General features: G+C 44.5%; 14 protein-coding genes and 1 tRNA gene. 9 read left to right on the top strand and 6 right to left on the bottom strand.

The features are described 5' to 3' along the window. Positions 1–6 precede the first annotated feature (6 nt). The gene (locus V7Q33_RS04070) at positions 7–966 is read right to left on the bottom strand and encodes a PhoH family protein (RefSeq protein ID WP_331976994.1); all 960 of its coding nucleotides are present in this window, start codon (positions 964–966) and stop codon (positions 7–9) included. Between the two features lie 174 nt (positions 967–1,140). Between V7Q33_RS04070 and V7Q33_RS04065 the strand changes: the two genes are divergently transcribed. The 7 genes from V7Q33_RS04065 (at position 1,141) to V7Q33_RS04035 (ending at position 3,904) form a co-directional block, all read left to right on the top strand. Next, complete coding sequence (locus V7Q33_RS04065; RefSeq protein WP_331976996.1) at positions 1,141–1,914, top strand: SAM hydrolase/SAM-dependent halogenase family protein; 774 nt, start codon at positions 1,141–1,143, stop codon at positions 1,912–1,914. A gap of 16 nt (positions 1,915–1,930) precedes the next feature. Further along, entirely contained in the window at positions 1,931–2,224 is a 294-nt protein-coding gene (locus V7Q33_RS04060; protein WP_333818976.1) for a putative quinol monooxygenase, read from the top strand. Positions 2,225–2,277: 53 nt separating this feature from the next. Next, a tRNA-Leu gene (locus V7Q33_RS04055) sits at positions 2,278–2,359 on the top strand. Positions 2,360–2,420: 61 nt separating this feature from the next. Next, complete coding sequence (locus V7Q33_RS04050) at positions 2,421–2,672, top strand: GIY-YIG nuclease family protein (RefSeq protein ID WP_331977000.1); 252 nt, start codon at positions 2,421–2,423, stop codon at positions 2,670–2,672. 163 nt (positions 2,673–2,835) lie between these two features. After that, a complete protein-coding gene (locus V7Q33_RS04045) occupies positions 2,836–3,087 on the top strand; it encodes a GIY-YIG nuclease family protein (protein ID WP_331977000.1) in 252 nt (83 codons plus the stop codon). A gap of 192 nt (positions 3,088–3,279) precedes the next feature. Further along, a complete protein-coding gene (locus V7Q33_RS04040; RefSeq protein ID WP_331977004.1) occupies positions 3,280–3,726 on the top strand; it encodes a DUF6934 family protein in 447 nt (148 codons plus the stop codon). A gap of 28 nt (positions 3,727–3,754) precedes the next feature. Next, complete coding sequence (locus V7Q33_RS04035) at positions 3,755–3,904, top strand: hypothetical protein (RefSeq protein ID WP_331977006.1); 150 nt, start codon at positions 3,755–3,757, stop codon at positions 3,902–3,904. Between the two features lie 46 nt (positions 3,905–3,950). Here the strand turns inward: V7Q33_RS04035 and V7Q33_RS04030 are convergent, their stop codons facing one another. The 4 genes from V7Q33_RS04030 to V7Q33_RS04015 all read right to left on the bottom strand — a co-directional run bounded on the left by V7Q33_RS04030 (position 3,951) and on the right by V7Q33_RS04015 (position 12,951). Beyond that, positions 3,951–4,904: an Ig-like domain-containing protein gene (locus V7Q33_RS04030; protein WP_333818975.1), complete on the bottom strand. Its 954-nt coding sequence runs from the start codon at positions 4,902–4,904 to the stop codon at positions 3,951–3,953. A 121-nt stretch (positions 4,905–5,025) separates the two neighbouring features. Further along, positions 5,026–5,931 carry a PorP/SprF family type IX secretion system membrane protein gene (locus V7Q33_RS04025; protein ID WP_331976036.1) on the bottom strand — a complete coding sequence of 302 codons (906 nt, stop codon included), beginning with the start codon at positions 5,929–5,931 and terminating at the stop codon, positions 5,026–5,028. An 18-nt stretch (positions 5,932–5,949) separates the two neighbouring features. Further along, positions 5,950–10,785 carry an FG-GAP-like repeat-containing protein gene (locus tag V7Q33_RS04020; RefSeq protein WP_333818974.1) on the bottom strand — a complete coding sequence of 1,612 codons (4,836 nt, stop codon included), beginning with the start codon at positions 10,783–10,785 and terminating at the stop codon, positions 5,950–5,952. A gap of 240 nt (positions 10,786–11,025) precedes the next feature. Then, positions 11,026–12,951 carry a tetratricopeptide repeat protein gene (locus V7Q33_RS04015; RefSeq protein ID WP_331976040.1) on the bottom strand — a complete coding sequence of 642 codons (1,926 nt, stop codon included), beginning with the start codon at positions 12,949–12,951 and terminating at the stop codon, positions 11,026–11,028. Between the two features lie 646 nt (positions 12,952–13,597). Between V7Q33_RS04015 and V7Q33_RS04010 the strand changes: the two genes are divergently transcribed. Further along, positions 13,598–15,202, top strand: coding sequence for a GAF domain-containing protein (locus tag V7Q33_RS04010; RefSeq protein WP_331976042.1), 1,605 nt, complete (start codon positions 13,598–13,600; stop codon positions 15,200–15,202). A 217-nt stretch (positions 15,203–15,419) separates the two neighbouring features. Here V7Q33_RS04010 and V7Q33_RS04005 read toward each other — a convergent pair whose 3' ends face one another. Continuing rightward, positions 15,420–15,998, bottom strand: a complete 579-nt coding sequence (locus V7Q33_RS04005; RefSeq protein WP_331976044.1) for a hypothetical protein — start codon at positions 15,996–15,998, stop codon at positions 15,420–15,422. 267 nt (positions 15,999–16,265) lie between these two features. Here V7Q33_RS04005 and V7Q33_RS04000 point away from each other — a divergent pair, with 267 nt between their 5' ends. After that, on the top strand, positions 16,266–16,703 hold the full coding sequence (locus V7Q33_RS04000; RefSeq protein WP_331976046.1) for a YHS domain-containing (seleno)protein: 438 nt from the start codon (positions 16,266–16,268) through the stop codon (positions 16,701–16,703). The last annotated feature ends 14 nt before the right edge of the window (positions 16,704–16,717 follow it).

The raw sequence follows: 16,717 nt of genomic DNA, 5'->3' as shown, positions 1-16,717 counted from the left end.
TATACTTTATCGTATATCATTCGCCTCGCGATGATACGCTTCAATAATGTCGCGCACCAGGCGGTGACGTACCACATCTTTTTCATTCAACTCCATAATGCCTATACCACGCACATCACGAAGTATACGGATAGCTTCTTTCAACCCCGAGCTTTGCTTGGAAGGCAAATCGATTTGCGAGGCATCGCCGGTCACAATCATCTTCGAATCAGGGCCCATGCGCGTCAGGAACATCTTCATCTGCATGGGTGTAGTGTTCTGCGCTTCATCCAGCAGAATAAAGGCATTGTTCAACGTGCGTCCGCGCATATATGCTAACGGCGCAATTTCGATGATCTCGCGCTCCATATAATACCGCAGTTTTTCGAAGGGTATCATATCGTTTAGCGCATCATATATAGGCCGCAGATACGGATCAATTTTCTCTTTCAGATCACCCGGAAGAAAGCCGAGGTTCTCCCCTGCCTCTACCGCGGGTCGTGTGATGATAATTTTCTTTACCTGTTTATTCTTAAGCGCACGCACTGCGAGGGCCACTGAAATATAGGTCTTACCCGTTCCGGCAGGGCCGAGTGCAAACACAAGGTCGTTTTCCTTTACGGTGTCCACCAGTTTTTGCTGGTTCACAGTTTTAGGCTTTATCGGATTACCTTTGGTACCGTAGACAATGATATCATCTGCGGAAGGTTGATTTTCCGGTAGCATGATCTCCTGCTCATGCGAAATGTAGTTTTGTACATTCTCTTCCGTCACTTTTCCGTATTTATGGTAATGGTCAATCAGCGAAGCAAGGATATCATCGATCTGTACAATTTCTGAAGTAGACCCCTTGATGTGGATCTGGTTACCGCGTGATATTATACGGCTCTTGGGAAAGGCTGCTGCCAGTGTATCAATTGTTTTATTTTCTACCCCGAGGAAATCGATCAGGGAAATATTCTCCAGTGTTACTGTTTTTTCGATCAACTATTTAACTGTTTGGTTTTATACATATTCGGTGCGGGCAATGCGTGTGGTGGTGTAATGGCATGGTATTAAACTGAACCCTGCATTACTTCACAAAGTTCAGATACGCTATGTGGTTTAAAAATGTTTATTTTGCCATATCAAAATTAATGAATATCTGCCGCAGCATCAACCATGGCCATTGTTACCCTTCTTACAGACTCCGGTGAAAGTGACCATTATGTGGCAGCCATCAAGGCCCGCATCATCAGTATCAATCCGGGTATACGGGTGGAAGATATCAGCCACAAGATAAAACCTTCCGATATAGCACACGCCGCTTTTGTGCTGCGTGCCGTGTTTCGTGATTTCCCCAAGGGCACGGTACACCTGGTGGGCGTAGACTCGACCGGTAACCGCGGTGATGCGTTTATCGCGCTGCAACTGGAAGATCATTTTTTTGTTGGATGCGATAATGGTCTCTTCGGATTGATCAGTGATAAATCGCACCAGCAATTGGTGGAGTTAAATGCTATCAACACGATCAGCACTACATTTCCGGAGCGCGATGTATTTGCTCCGGCTGCCGTGAAGCTTGCCAGCGGAGTTTCCATCACCAACCTGGGCAGGCCGATGCCTACGTTCAAAAAGATGATCGACCGCCAGGTGAAAGCCACTAAAAAACAGATCACAGGCAGTATCATTCGTGTAGATGATATGGGCAATCTCATCACCAATATTCCGCGCGAAGCGTTCGATATTCTAAGCGCCAATAAGCAGTACACCATTCAGTTTGGCGGAGAAAAATTCAGACGGATACACACGCAGTATAACCAGGCCGAGCAAGGTGAGTGCTTCATTGTATTTAACAGCCTGGGACTGCTGGAGATTGGTATCTATAAAGGCAACGCCACCGAGTTGCTCGGGCTAGGCTACGATAGCACGGTAAGTATTTTCTTCGAGGAATAATAATTTTCTGAAAGCTATGATCATTCGAATCGTACGCATGCACTTTACGGAAGCGGGCGTAGAGGAATTTCTCGTAATCTTTAACCAAAACAAGCAGGCCATCCGGAATTTTGAAGGCTGCACACACCTGGAATTGCTAAAAGACACCGAAGACCCGACCATTTTTACTACCCTCAGCCACTGGAACCGGCCCGAAAATCTGGAGCAATACCGCAAGTCGGAGCTATTTGACTCGGTGTGGGGACGGGTGAAAACACTCTTCGCCGAACGGACGCAGGCATTTTCGCTGGAGAAATTTATAGAGCTATGATTGGGAGAGTTGTAAAACTTTAAACATATTTGCACCCCATTTCGCACGAACATGCCTGAGTGGCGGAACTGGTAGACGCGCACGACTCAAAATCGTGTGCCGCAAGGCGTGCCGGTTCGATTCCGGCCTCAGGTACATAAAAAAAGGATGGTGAAAGCCATCCTTTTTTGTTAGCAGGTATATAAATTTTATCGTTATGTTTTATGTATATGTAATCGTAAGTCAATCCAGAAACTATATCTACGTGGGCTTGACCGGCAACCTACAGCAAAGAATTGGTGCACATAACAGTGGCCACAACAAAACAACCAGGCCTTATCGTCCTTTTAAAACATTGCTCACTGAGCAGTTTAATGCTCGAGCGGAAGCCCGTATCCGGGAAAAGTATTTAAAATCTGGAGTTGGAAAAGAGTACCTGAAAGCTCTGTTGGCACAACAGAAATGGTAGACTCATAAAGGACAAGTAAAACCTTTGCCGGGCAGGCAGACTCTGTGGCGCAAGCGTGCCGGCCTGTCTACCGACAGGTAGATTCGATTCCGGCCTCAGGTACATAAAAAAAGGATGGTGAAAGCCATCCTTTTTTGTTAGCAGGTATATAAATTTTATCGTTATGTTTTATGTATATGTAATCGTAAGTCAATCCAGAAACTATATCTACGTGGGCTTGACCGGCAACCTACAGCAAAGAATTGGTGCACATAACAGTGGCCACAACAAAACAACCAGGCCTTATCGTCCTTTTAAAACATTGCTCACTGAGCAGTTTAATGCTCGAGCGGAAGCCCGTATCCGGGAAAAGTATTTAAAATCTGGAGTTGGAAAAGAGTACCTGAAAGCTCTGTTGGCACAACAAAAATGGTAGAACACGTACGACTATTAATCGGCAACAGACTTGTTCTCCCGGAAGAATCATCTTGCAAAGCGTACGTCATAGACAATATTTATAGCATCAATCATATCGTCACATGGATTTAAGTATTTGATTAATTAATATAGCGTTTTATGAAGCTTCACCTTACTGAAGTTTTACCATTAGCTACTATAATTCAACAAAATGCATTTGGACCGATATAGTTTTATAACTGAGAGAAATCATATTAACTATGTATTCACCAGCGAAGGGCAAAATGGAAAGATCAGAAAAGCTATAGTTTTTATCCTTATCGATCCTAAAGGAAAAATTTACAACTTGGCCTTTGGCGATTATAACGAAGAAACAGATCAAATAGATGATTTATCTATCAGCAATAATCAAGACAGAGATAAAATCCTTGCAACAGTGGGTGCTGCAGTCCTTGATTTTTCACAAAAACATCCATTAGCAACGATCATAGCCATTGGCAGCACAGCTTCACGAACGCGTCTATACAGAATGGGAATAACAAAATATCTCGATGAAATATCGGACACCTTTGAAATCGAAGGATTTATAAACAAATGGCAACCCTTCAAAAAAGGGTGTAATTATCAGGCATTTTCTGTTAAGCGCAAAAATGTTTAAATTTGTTTAATTCAAGACGGAGGCCATTATGACAAGTATTTCAATTAGTAAAAAACGGCCAAAAGACAAAGTAGGTAACTTAAAAGATTTAAGTAAGCATCCTTTCTTCGCTAAAAAAGCAAAGGAAGCTATCGCGTTCCTGAAGAAAAATGGACCACCATCAGCAGCAAAGAAATAATACCAGGAAAAGGCTTCAGCAAACTGAAGCCTTCCTTTTTTATATCTCATTGATAAGTATACGTAAACGTAGAAGTTTTATTTCCATCTCCGGGATAAGTGCGAACTTCTTGTGTGGGGTAGCCCCAGGCGTTGTAGGTATAGGATGATGTATAGCTGCTCAGGGTTACGTAGGTGAACGTAGCAACAGGCTTTGATTCCTGATTCTGTGGATCCGCTAAATCTAAAGCCAAAGGCGTAGCCACCTTTTTATCAGCTACATAAGTATAATTCCAGGGGTTTCCAAAATCGAAGCTCACTTTCGTTACGTTGTTATCGGCATCATATTCGAATGTGCGGTATTTAAGACCATTGATGCTCTGATTGGAATTGTCGTAGCGAGAAATTTTTCCGTTGGTATACGTGTAGGTGTGTGTCTCACTCAATACGTTGTCGCCGTAGTAAAATTCAATTTTGTTTAACTGTGCTCCACTATAGTAATACTTCTCCGGATAATCATTTCCTGCATACTTTCTCACACGTTGTGTTACGGTATTGTCAGTTGCGGAAGTATAGGTGTAGTAATAGTCTGTGTTGTTTGCCTGTACATGAAAGTGATCAAGCCGGTCGAGTGTATCATAAAAATACTCATAGAGCAACGTTCCATCCTGGCTCACAGTTTTCAATTTCAAAGGTGAAACAATAACATGGAGTGTTGCTGTTACTCCGGAAGTATTGGAAGTTCCGGCAGCAGGAGTCAACGAACCCACAAGCGCATAATCGCCTGCCACTGTGCCGCTGTAACTTCCAGCTGAAAAAGTAACCGGTATATCCTCTGTAGTGTTATCTGAATATTTAACCGTAACAGTGGCAGGTAAACTGATCGAACTAAATTCAGTTCCATAGGCTACATGCAGGTACGGAAGCGACTCAACACTGGCGATATCTTTTAAACTGACATCATCTTTCTGGCATGACAACAGGCATGCAAACATGGTAATAAAACCAAATACTTTTTTCATAAGGGGTAGTTTTAGAAGGGTAATTATAAATATTCATTCAGTAAAAAACTATCCCGCAAATTTTACACCACAGGAACATAGTTTGCATACCACCATTAACGGGCTCTTCACAAATGCAGCTCTACCACGCAATGTTGTCGTGAAAGCGGAATACAGCGGCACGTATCCCCAGCGTAATCTCATGCGTAGTATAACGAGTGCCTACCGAACTGCTGGTCGGCATTTCAAATGCATACGCCAGTTTGAAATGTTCCAGGAAATTCAACTGCGTTACTATACCGTACGATTTCAGATTACGGGTAAATATACCGGCCGTAAATTTTCTATCAAGAATTACGCTGGCGCTAAAATCTGTAGAAAGCGGAGCATGCTTCACATCCTTGAAGAGAACGGCCGGTCTGAAAACCACTTTATCATTCAAATGTATCAGGTAATAACCTTGTAAATAATAATGTTGCTGATATACTTGCAGCTTTTCATTACCTGCATCCAGCGTGCTGGGCAACAATCGGGGCACAGAGAGGCCTACCAGGTATCGATCGCCTTTTAGTATAGCACCCGCACCAATGTTTACTTTCATCTGGCTATAAGCGGCAAAAGCAGGGTCATCAGCATTGTATATTTTTACCTGCGAAGGGTCGGATTTGAAATTGGTAAAACCGGCCTGCATGCCAAATGAGAAGACCTCCCCTGCATTCAGTTTGATCTGGTAAGCATACGCAGCATTTATACTTGTATTGGTATTTTCGCCAATCTTATCCTGAACAACAACAAGTCCTGTGCCCATCGTATTGTTACGTAACGACATACTGGCGTTTGCTGTTGCTGTTTTCGGTTGACCGTCAAAACCTGCCCACTGATCACGATAATCTACATTTACTTCCAGGTTATGATATAAGCCGCTATACGCGGGGTTTATTGCGATAGGATTACTCAGATATAAACTATAGAGCGGGTCTTGTTGTGCAAATGATGGGGTATATGGCAACATCATCATCAATACAAATAAAAGTTTTATATTTTTCATGATAGAAAGTCTTTAGGGTTAGCGTTTCAGTGAAAGGTAGCCAGTCTGCGTTTTTTTACCGGAAGCAAATTCTATTTTATAGAAGTACGTTCCGGCGGTGAGATCAGCGCCATTATTATTCTGTCCGCGGAAAACACGTTCTGCATTATCATAGTTATAAATATCGAATACAGCATCGCCCCAGCGGTTATAGATGGTAACATGATTTTCTTTTGTATCCGCAAGTACATCGATAAACTGGATAAAGAAGATCGGGTTCTTGTCATCATCATTCGGTGAAACACCGCCATATACTACTATATCTCCTGCAACATCAATGCGGATCTGTTGTTGCGCACAACGTTCTGTAAGATCGCAGACTTCTACCGTAATTGTTTCTTCACCTGAAAATGCTATACCGGTATAGTCAATAATAAGCTGGCGATCGTCATTGATCGCGGCATGTGCACCACTGGCGGGATCTTGAACAATTCGCAAAGATGATAAGTCCAGGTTGTTATCGGGATCGCTCAGCAAAGGCGTCAGGTCAATGGTAATTTTTCCTTCAAGATTCACCGTTACTGTGCTTGCTAAAATAGACGGGGGATTATCGCACGGATTGATCACTATGCTGACTGCATCTGAAGCAGGGCTCTTGCATCCCTGTGCATTACTCACCACTACACTATATATGCCGGCTACATCAACGTATACCGATTGGCTTGTTTCATCATCCGACCACTGGTATTGGAAACCTGCGGGTGCTGTTAAGATTGCCGAAGTACCCTGGCATACAGTAACGATATTATTTACAGATGCCGGCTGTGTGCTAATAACCGGTTTTGCCAGTGTAAACGGATCAACAACGGCATCCACCCCGGTACGAGTGCTTTCGCATGACCCGTTATTAATGGCAACAAAGTAGGTAGTCGTCGCACTTATAACCGGTGTGCTATAAGTGCTTTGTGTTTGCCCGGCAATGGCAGTTCCACCGGTTGAGGCAGTATACCATCGATACTGCCCATTGGTGCCACCACTCGCCTGTAAAATTACTGATGCAGCCTTACACGTCTGCGCACCGGTTGTGGTGGGCGCGGCTGGTATCGTGTTCACGGTAAGGGTTACAGCGTTGGTATATACCGTAGGTGCGAGATCACCATCAACCTTGCAACGATACGTAGTAACACCATTAATACCCGTTGTGTTTACCGTAAGCTTGGTCGTAGTCGAGCCGCTATAGATACTTCCATTGGCAACATTGGTATAGGCGCCTGTACTGGTATCAAAAACCTGCCATTGATATACCAGGTTAGTAGTGCCCGATGCAGCGGTAGTAAACGATGCGTCTGTACCTTCACAAACGGTGGCCGAAGCAGGTTGTGAGGTAATGGTAATAACCGAAGCGTTGGCGATCTTATTTTCAAAAACAGACAGCACTGCTTTGGGCGTTCCGTTGCGTGCGATCAATATATCAGCTTTGCCATCAAGGTTCATATCGGCAGTAGCCAATGCGTATGGAAAATTGGGCAAGCTATACGTAACGGCCGCTCCGAACGTAATTGTACCAGCAGTACTCTTATTCTGAAATAAACTAAACGAACCCGCCAGTGAAATCTGATTAATCACGATGATCTCGGCTTTGCCGTCACCATCCAGGTCATCGGCTACTATACCAACTGTGCCTGTAGGAGAAGTTATGTCCGTGCGCTGAAAGTTAATATTGCCAACGGTGCTGGTATTACGGTATACCGATACAAATGTACTGGTGTTGTTACCTACTGCCAGGTCATTTTTACCATCACCATCAAAATCAGCGACAGCCATGTATTGCGGATTGTTACCCGCGGTAAAAGTTACGGGTGCAGCAAATTGTGTCGTTGCTATAATTTGCTTCAGTCCTGTATTGCGTATCACGGTGAGGTTGGGTGACCCGCCAGCAACACCAGCTGCTATATCTTCAAAGCCATCGCCGTCCAGATCGGTTACAGCAACATCGGTTACTGTGCCCCCCACATCAATCAAGACAGGGGAAGGTGAGAACGAAGGAAATGGTGTATAGGAAAACGCAGCTTTACGCGTGAAGTTCTCTGCTATACCAATTTTGGTACTGGTAGAATATACCACTTCCTGCTTTCCATCGAGGTTCAGGTCATGATTCGGGAAAAGGCGGTTTACACTGTTGCCTGCAAAATATACCGAGGAGGTTGTAAATGATATAGGCTGCGCCTGCGAGCCGGAATTGTTCTGGTATATCGATCCGTTCACTACCACGTCTATCATTCCATCGCCATCGAGGTCGCCAGCTTTGCCGTGATATACATAGGGAATCGCATTGCCTAACGATGTAAGTGTAGTGGCACTCACTGCGGCGCCTGCTGTAGCTTGTGTATTCCGGAATACCCTTCCCGCCAGGTTATCATCAATCATAACATCAGGCTTACCGTCATTGTCATAATCGGCAACAGCGAGTGCATCACCTGCCGTAGTGGTAGACAATGGAAAATCTATACTGGCCGGAAATGTATTGGTATCCAGTATGCGCGAACTGCCAAACGTAGTCGTGAACAATTGTGGAGCAAAAGCTGAAAGTCCGTGTAAGGTAATGCCCACCCGTCTATCGCCGTTGCCTGCGGGTGTCGTTGTAGTAACCGAGGTATTGCTTACACCTGAAGTAACTGTTACGATACCTCCTACCCGCGCCTGCGGCGTATCGCTGTGCGTATTTAAATATTTACCACTGATGCTGAGCGTTGTGGCAGCATTGCCCGCCGTAGTGCTCAACGATGTAATTTGCGGAGCCGGAAAGCATTCGTTCCGGAATATAAATACTGCTTTTGACGCGGCTGCTACATTGTTGGTATAGCCCATCACTACTTCTGGTTTGTTATCGCCATCGAAATCGGCAATGCATGGACCGGTGGCATAAATCGCATCGCCATTGGCCGCACCCTCAAAGAGAACACCGGTTGTAAAAGAGCTGGCATTTAAGTTTCCGCCACCATTATTCTGATAAATAGCCATATCCGAAAAGCCTACAACTACTATATCATTCAGTCCATCACTGTTCATATCGGCTGCAGCCAGGTGCGTTGGATGCGCAATGGTTGACGTAAATGTGAGATCAGCGCCAAATGCCGTGGCGTCCAACGGGCCACTGCTATATAGATTCTTTTTAACATATAGCGAAGTAGATCCATAGCCAGCCCATGCTATATCAATTTTAGAATCGCTATCCAGATCTGCGAGCACAATTCTTCCATCGCTAATGGTAGCTGCGGAAGGCGTTACGGTAAACGATGGCCCCATCGATATAGTGCCGGGCACGGACGCGTTGGGAAATACCAGAAACAGGTTTGATGAATAGTAGGAAACGATCATTTCCTTTTTACCATCATTGTCAATATCGCCTGTGGCAATGTCGCTGTAGGCACTTGCCGCACCGTATGATACTGAACCTGCAAAGTCTATATTTCCGGGGGAGCTCAGGTTCTGGTTCACCCATATATAGCTTCCCGAACTTCCGTTGGTAGCCATCAGGTCAACGCGACCGTCATTATCGAGATCGTCAGCGTGTATCGTAACGGCTGCATAGTTGGGAAGCTGCACAGCCACCGGTGCTGCGAAAGATATATTTCCCGTGGTGCTGGTGTTTCGGAATACGTTGAAGTATTCATACGATGCACCCTGATAAAGCCCTGCTATATCAAGCAAACCATCACCATCAAAATCGGCTGTAACAACCGCCCCATCTACCTGCCCTGGCAAGGTAATCGCCGCAGCAAAAGAAGAAGACGATACTGGAACCGGTGTACCCAACGACCGGTATATATATACTTTCTTGGTTCCGGTTTCGGTGGTGACTATATCTTCACGGCCATCCAGATCGAAATCGCCCATCGTTAATCCGCCAAAGTTATTATAGCTGTTGCTCATGGGCAATACGGTTTGGTTTGCGATGGACATGGAAGATGGAATGATACGTCCTCCGTAATCTGCATTATTGTCAAACCGTGAATAAAAATGCAGCGAAGATATAGCCTGCAGCCCTGTACCAAGATTTACTACCGTGATAGGTCCCTGTGGTGCGCCCGAAGGAACTTTCACCGTAAGCTGCGTTGCCGAAGCAGCAGTAACGGTGGCCTTGACACCGGCAAAGTATACATTGTTCTGCGAAGGGGTGGTATTAAAATTTGTACCAGTAACGGTAACCGTTGAGCCCGGCAAGCCATTTTTAGGTGTAAAGGAAGTAATGGCCGGAGGCACACCAACGGCAGCAACCTGCATCACAACATTGTCAATGCGGGCAATATAGCTGCCGGTAACAACCCCCATATACTTGGCACGAATCTTCAAAGCGGTAAGATTTACCAGCACCCGTTTCAATTCGTCTTTGGTAGGTGCGGGACCGAACAGACTTCCCTTCTTCCAGCCTGCAGTTTCATGTAACGATACGGTATAGGAAGACCATGAACCGGTTGCCGGCCGGGTGGGCAACGGATAGAACAGGTATATTCCATCAACGGTGTTGGTTAATATTATATCGCCAACACTTGTGTCTGTTCCGTTCTGCGATTGTTGCAGATCGAACGACAGCGTCTGGTTATACGACAGGCTTTGGTTTCCCAGAAACTTAACCGGTGCCTGCCAGTACCACTGGTTCGAATTTGGTAGTGACGTAGTAAAGAAATCTTCGGAAAGGTACCCACCGGGGTTTCCCCCGGTAGCGCTATACGAGGGCGTAACAGATGTGCCGCCTTGCTCCACGCATGTCCAGCCATCGGCACTTGAATTGAAATTACTCACAACTTGAGCCTGACTTACCGATACCAGAAAACTGAACAGCATGGTAAGCCGGATTACAGATTTTGCAACCATAAATAAGATTAAAGCTTTAACAGGTTTTGGATTTATTTGGCTGCAAAGTAAAAGTGCAACACTATGCCGCGAAACGGGCTAAACCTGTTGTTATCCCGGCACGCTTTGTTTTCAGGCTGATTTCGAGGTTTATTTATAGTTTGTTAACCTTTTGCTATCCCCGTTCTCACTGAAAGATGTGATATCAAAGGGACAGAATTATATTTCTGACAACGGTTTTTTATAGCCAGCACCCTATAACTATCTGAATGTCGCGAGGAATTTGGAGAGGTTCTGATCTCCTTCCAGGTTCAGCTTTTTACGTAGCCTGGAGCGTGATACTTTGGCGCTCTCGGGTGAGATGCCGAGCAGTGAAGCAATCTCTTTTGTTTCCAGGTTCAATTTCAACAGGGCACACAGTTTCATTTCGGTAGTGGTAAGCTCGGGATACTGTTCCAACAGTTTTTCGAGAAATCCGGTATGTACCTGCTCGAAGTATCGTTTAAATCCTTCCCACTCGCGATCGAGGTGAGCGCTATAATTCAATTTTTGGATGAGGTTGCCCACCGGATTTCCTCCGTCTTTGCTCAGGTTCTCAAGGGCTGCGCGCAGCTCTTCCATTACTTCGTTCTTTTGAATCAAGTTGAGTGTATACGTGGTGAGCTCTTTATTTTTGAAGTCGATCTCTTGTTTTAAACGCTCTTCTTCCAGATGGCGCGCGCGCAGTTCGGCTTCGAGCAGTTCTTTCTGTTGTACACCCAACTGCCTTTCTTTCGCAGCAAGTTCACTTGCTATTTTGGTTTTGAGTTTACTGCGGCTCAACAGCAGCCACGCCATCAGCACCACCAGGATAAGAATGGTAGTTAGTGTATAGGTCCATATCCGGTTGATGCGTTTATCCTTTTGCAGCAGTGATATCTCCGATTCCTTCTGGGCACTTTCATATTTAGCGCTCATCTCTTCTACCACTTGCCGGTTCTCCACCTGTGTCAGGCTATCTTTTATAGCCGTGAATCGCTCATAGTGTGTTAACGCTTCCGGGTAGTGGTGCTTATCCTTTTCAACCTGGCTCAACATCTCGTATGCATCCATCACCAGATACGGACGTTGTGTACGTTGCGCCAGTATACGCGAAGAGTCAAAATATATGCGGGCCTGGTCCAGTTGCTTCAAAGCATAGTATGCGAAGCCTTTTGAAGAATATATATAGGGCATAATAGAAGGACCTTCGATGGCGCGGGCATATTCCATTGCTTTATTCAGGGCTTCGAGCGCGCGGGTATACTCTTCTTTATCGTAATAAATATTGGCAACACTTTGCATGATCTCCGCAGCGTTCTGCTTGTCGCCTTCCCGCTCGTATTGTTGCAAGGCCTGTTGATACTGGTGCAGGGCACTGTCGGGCTTTTGCTGCTTCCGATATATCCGTCCTAATAATTTATAGGCAAATGTAATACCGCGTGCGTGGTGATTGGCCATGGCAAGTTGCTTGCCACGGTTGGTATAGGATATTGCTTTATCCAGGTTTCCAAGTACATACTGTACGTTGCCAATGTTTAACAGGGCGGTGGCTGAACCGATACCATCGTGCAGCACGCTATCGTATAGCTGTGCCGTTTGAAGGTATTCATTCAGCGCTTTCACAAAATCATTTTCTTCAATGGCTACATTTCCCCAGTCGTTATGAATGTGTGCGAGACTTTTGTAATCTTTCTGTGCAGTACCGATGTCTAAAGCCGTGGAAAGAAAATATACGGCTGAATCGAATGCTGATTTTCGCAATTGTATCTGTGCCAGTCCGCGGTATCCTTCAATCTTCTCCGGCTGCGTTGTATGCACCCGCAAGGCACGATGAAAGAAGACAGATGCAGAATCATACTGGCTTTGCCGTATATAGAACCAGCCAAGCGTATTATATACTTTTGCTGACAGTATTTTATTACCGTGCGTCAGCAACTGCTCGGCCTGGCGATACAATGCCCGTGCACCTGGCGGATTTTTTGTTTCAAGTGCAATGCCTGCACGCAGCAATTGATTGATCCTGGCCGTATCACCCTCCACATATTCTATAAAATGGTCTTTAAAATTCTTACGGGCAACGCGATATGTACCGGCAAAAGATATAGTGCCCGACAGGGCAATCAACAAAACAAACCGGAAAAGTACCGGCCATAAACGGGTAGGCATGAATTAAATTGGGCTTTCCATAAAGATATAGTATACAGGTCGAATTACACAAATACCGAGAACTTAATATTACCTTAAAATTTCACTCCCCCTCATATCCCTGCAACGGGGCAATGATGAAGCGATTTCAAGGCAAATGTATAAATCCGGTTGGTTCCAGCACAGATCTTTCCATATTGGATACAGCATAGCGTTAATGTATGTTTACTTTTAATTTCATAATTATTGTATCTAAATATATCTATTCATGGATAGGGGTCGGTTAATTCATTAACTATAAACGAGGATAGTAATCGATTCTTAATCTTTTTTTAAGCCAAAAGTATATATAATTGGCACCTGAAAGAAAAAAAAGCGCAACGCGTTTTGTATCTATCCTCTCAGTTCTTTAAGTTTGATTATAAAGAAACATGTACGCCGTATATGTTTCAAACGCAAGAAGTTCCCCCCTTTGAATAAAGCAAGTTGTTATCTATCCGGTAGCGGTAATGCTTTATCATTTCCTTCGATGTAAAACAGACAACTTTTTATCAAGACGATTGTCTATGGTATATTCTCAAAATGATAACCAGGCCGTACAATTGTCTTCACCAAAAAAATAAGGCTTAACGCACCACAGATACTGTATCCAAAAACATATATATTCATGACTGCCTTACTGTATAACCTTAACCTGAAAAAGAAATTTCTCATTCTCAGCCTTACGTTCCTTACGTCTTTTGTGCTTGTATTGGCGATTGTCTTTTCATCGCAAAATATACTTTCTCAAAAAGCCGATCAGCTTGAAGTTATGGATAAATTCAAGATCGATCTTTCTGATCTGCGCGTAAGCCTGAATGCGCTGCGCGGTGAAATACTAACAGCACTTCTGGCTGACACCCAGACCATGAGCCAACAGATTGATCTGAACGAGCGGAACTATAGCCTGCATCGCAAGCGTGTAGACGACTTGAAAGAAGCTATTCTGGCGTCACAAGAGCATCTCAACCACGAGCAACTAACCCAAGCTACTGTTGCCCTTTTTGAGATCGTTAATCCGCTTATTGAGTTTACAGACCAGAACATGGCACTCGCTGCCAAAGCCGATGGTTCACGTCAGGATAGTTTATTTCTGGCTGTACGCAGCAGAATACTCACTGACTATTCCTCTATGTTTGAATCTTTCAAGAGGGCTATATCGCATGCAGCTGATGTAGCGAACACCATGCGCGACACGACTAATGCCGAGTATCAGAAAACTATAATGACCGCCAATACACTATTGATCGTGTTCTTTGTCGGAACGATAATCTTTGTGTTCACGTTTTCACAATTTCTCGGCAACATGATTTCCCGCCCTATACTGCAGACAAAAGATACCCTGCTTAAAATTTCAGAAGGTGAACTGCCATCGGTAGATGTAAAAACAGGGAAAGACGAGATTGGCAACATGCTTAACTCGCTGAAGACGCTGGTGTATAATCTTAACAATCTGCGTTCCTTCACGAGCGATGTTGGAAAGGGAAATTTTGAATCGGAAGTAATGATCTTTAACAACAAGGGTGCCATTGCTGAATCGCTGTTGCTTATGCGCGATAATCTCAAGCAGTCTGCCATAAAAGAACAACTGGCTGCATGGGTATCGCAGCGATTGACAGAGGCTGGCAAGATTATGCGGCAGAAGCATGGCGACCGCGATAGTTTATATGATGCTGCCATCCAGTTTGTGGTGCGATCGTTAAAAGCTTCACAAGGTTCTCTTTTTACAATATCGGATGATGAAGCGGAACAACTTGAGCTCGCAGCGTGCTATGCATACGACCGGAAAAAGTTTATGCAGAAGACTATATATTTCGGCAGTGGCCTTATAGGGCAGGCGTGCCTGGAGAAGGAGATGATCTATATCACCGATGTTCCGCAGGATTATATCAAAATTACTTCCGGGCTTGGCAACGCTACACCCAACAATGTTGTTATTCTTCCTCTGATTCATAATGAAATTATACAAGGCGTAATCGAAATAGCATCGTTCCGTAAACTGAGTCCGCATGAACTTGATTTCTTCCGTCAGTTTGGTGATTTACTGGCTTCTGAAATTTCGAATGAAAAGGTAAATGCACAAACGCGTTATCTGCTTCAACGTTCACAGGAACAGGCTGAAGAGCTGCGGGCACAGGAAGAAGAGATGCGTCAGAACATGGAAGAGCTTCAGGCCACGCAAGAACAGATGCAACGACAAATGCGTGAAACGAAGCCGTTGTATTATTCCTGATATACACTTTAGCCGCCAATTTGTGCTGGGGTTTATAAAGGGCAGCTTGCATTTCAGCACTCCCGATTATCACACCATCGAACATTGCTTTGCGGGCGAAACGAAGGGCATTATACGAAGCTATACTACATGAATTTCCACAGTGTCAAGTCCTGATTCGGCTGAAATAAAAGTGATGACAGAACGAAGTAATTAATGCCTGCCATCGGATACACTGTCAATTATTGGTGATCAGGAATATATTCCAGGCCACGGCAAACGTAACGATCATGATTACCAGAAATATAACGGCAATGGCTTTGTGTATCCACTCGTCTTTACGATTCAGCCATGCCACGGGTATCAAAATCGCCAGCAGGAACATTTGTACAAATTGATCGCGAATTCTGTAGCCTGCCAGAAATACATTTTCCAGAATAGAATGCGCTGGCAGAAAGATCATGAAGAGGTATATCTTCCGGTAATTCTCAAAATAGAATTTCTTCAAGTCGATTTCTTTCACATTCCAACGCGGTGGAAACAGTATGCGGGTAAGTATATACAGGTTCACCGGGTATAGGATAATGAAAAGAAACGTTGGCAATCGCCAGTAAGCATACGTATGAAGCTCATACGTTGCCCACCAGTCCTGTATATGAATAATAAACACCAGCAGAATCAGGATCATGTGCGGCCAATAGATCTTTACCCGCTCCCATTTGATGACGATCGCAGCAAATCCTGAAACGAGTTGTGTTATTCCCATTCCCAGCACAATGGAGATGAGAACCGTTACATATTCAAAAGGTGATTCCATATATACCAGCTGGCCTGCAGGCTTCGCACACATTGATCCGCTGCACGGCACTTTTCCGGAAAGATAGATAATTATTACTGCCGCGGGAATGCCCCGGCCAAAATCAAATTGAAAGAAGAGCCGACTGATGTATCGAGCAAAGAAAGGTTACTGTCGATACTTACTTTCTCCTATAGAATTGTCGCCGGCTGTACAAATCGGTGCATACTTTAAACATCCGGCCAAAAGCTACGTATTCAATTCAATACATTATAATACTTAACGCTTATGAAAAATATGATTATTGTTTCGCTATTCTTCCTGATGGTAACACCGTTGCTGGCGCAGACGGGAGAAGTATTCACCACAGATGAAGGTGCTATTCGTGGTTACGATCCTGTTGCCTACTTCCAGCAGGGCAAACCTATAAAAGGCAAAAAGGAATATACCTGGGTCTGGAATAGCGCGAAATGGTCGTTTGCCTCAAAAGAAAACCTGGAAGCATTCAAGGCATCGCCGGAAAAATATGCCCCTCAATATGGTGGTTATTGTGCTTACGGAACTTCGCAAGGACACAAGGCACCAACACAACCCGATGCATGGACCGTTGTAAACGGCAAGCTATATTTCAACTACAACAAAAGTGTGCAGGCAACATGGACAAAAGATCAACAACAACTGATTAAAAAAGCGGATGAAAACTGGCCATCTGTAAAAACGCAGTAACTATAGGTATACAA

Origin of the sequence: Ohtaekwangia sp., assembly GCF_036786105.1 — a bacterium.
GTDB lineage: Bacteria > Bacteroidota > Bacteroidia > Cytophagales > Cyclobacteriaceae > Ohtaekwangia.
This window is presented reverse-complemented; position numbering and strand designations above follow the sequence as displayed.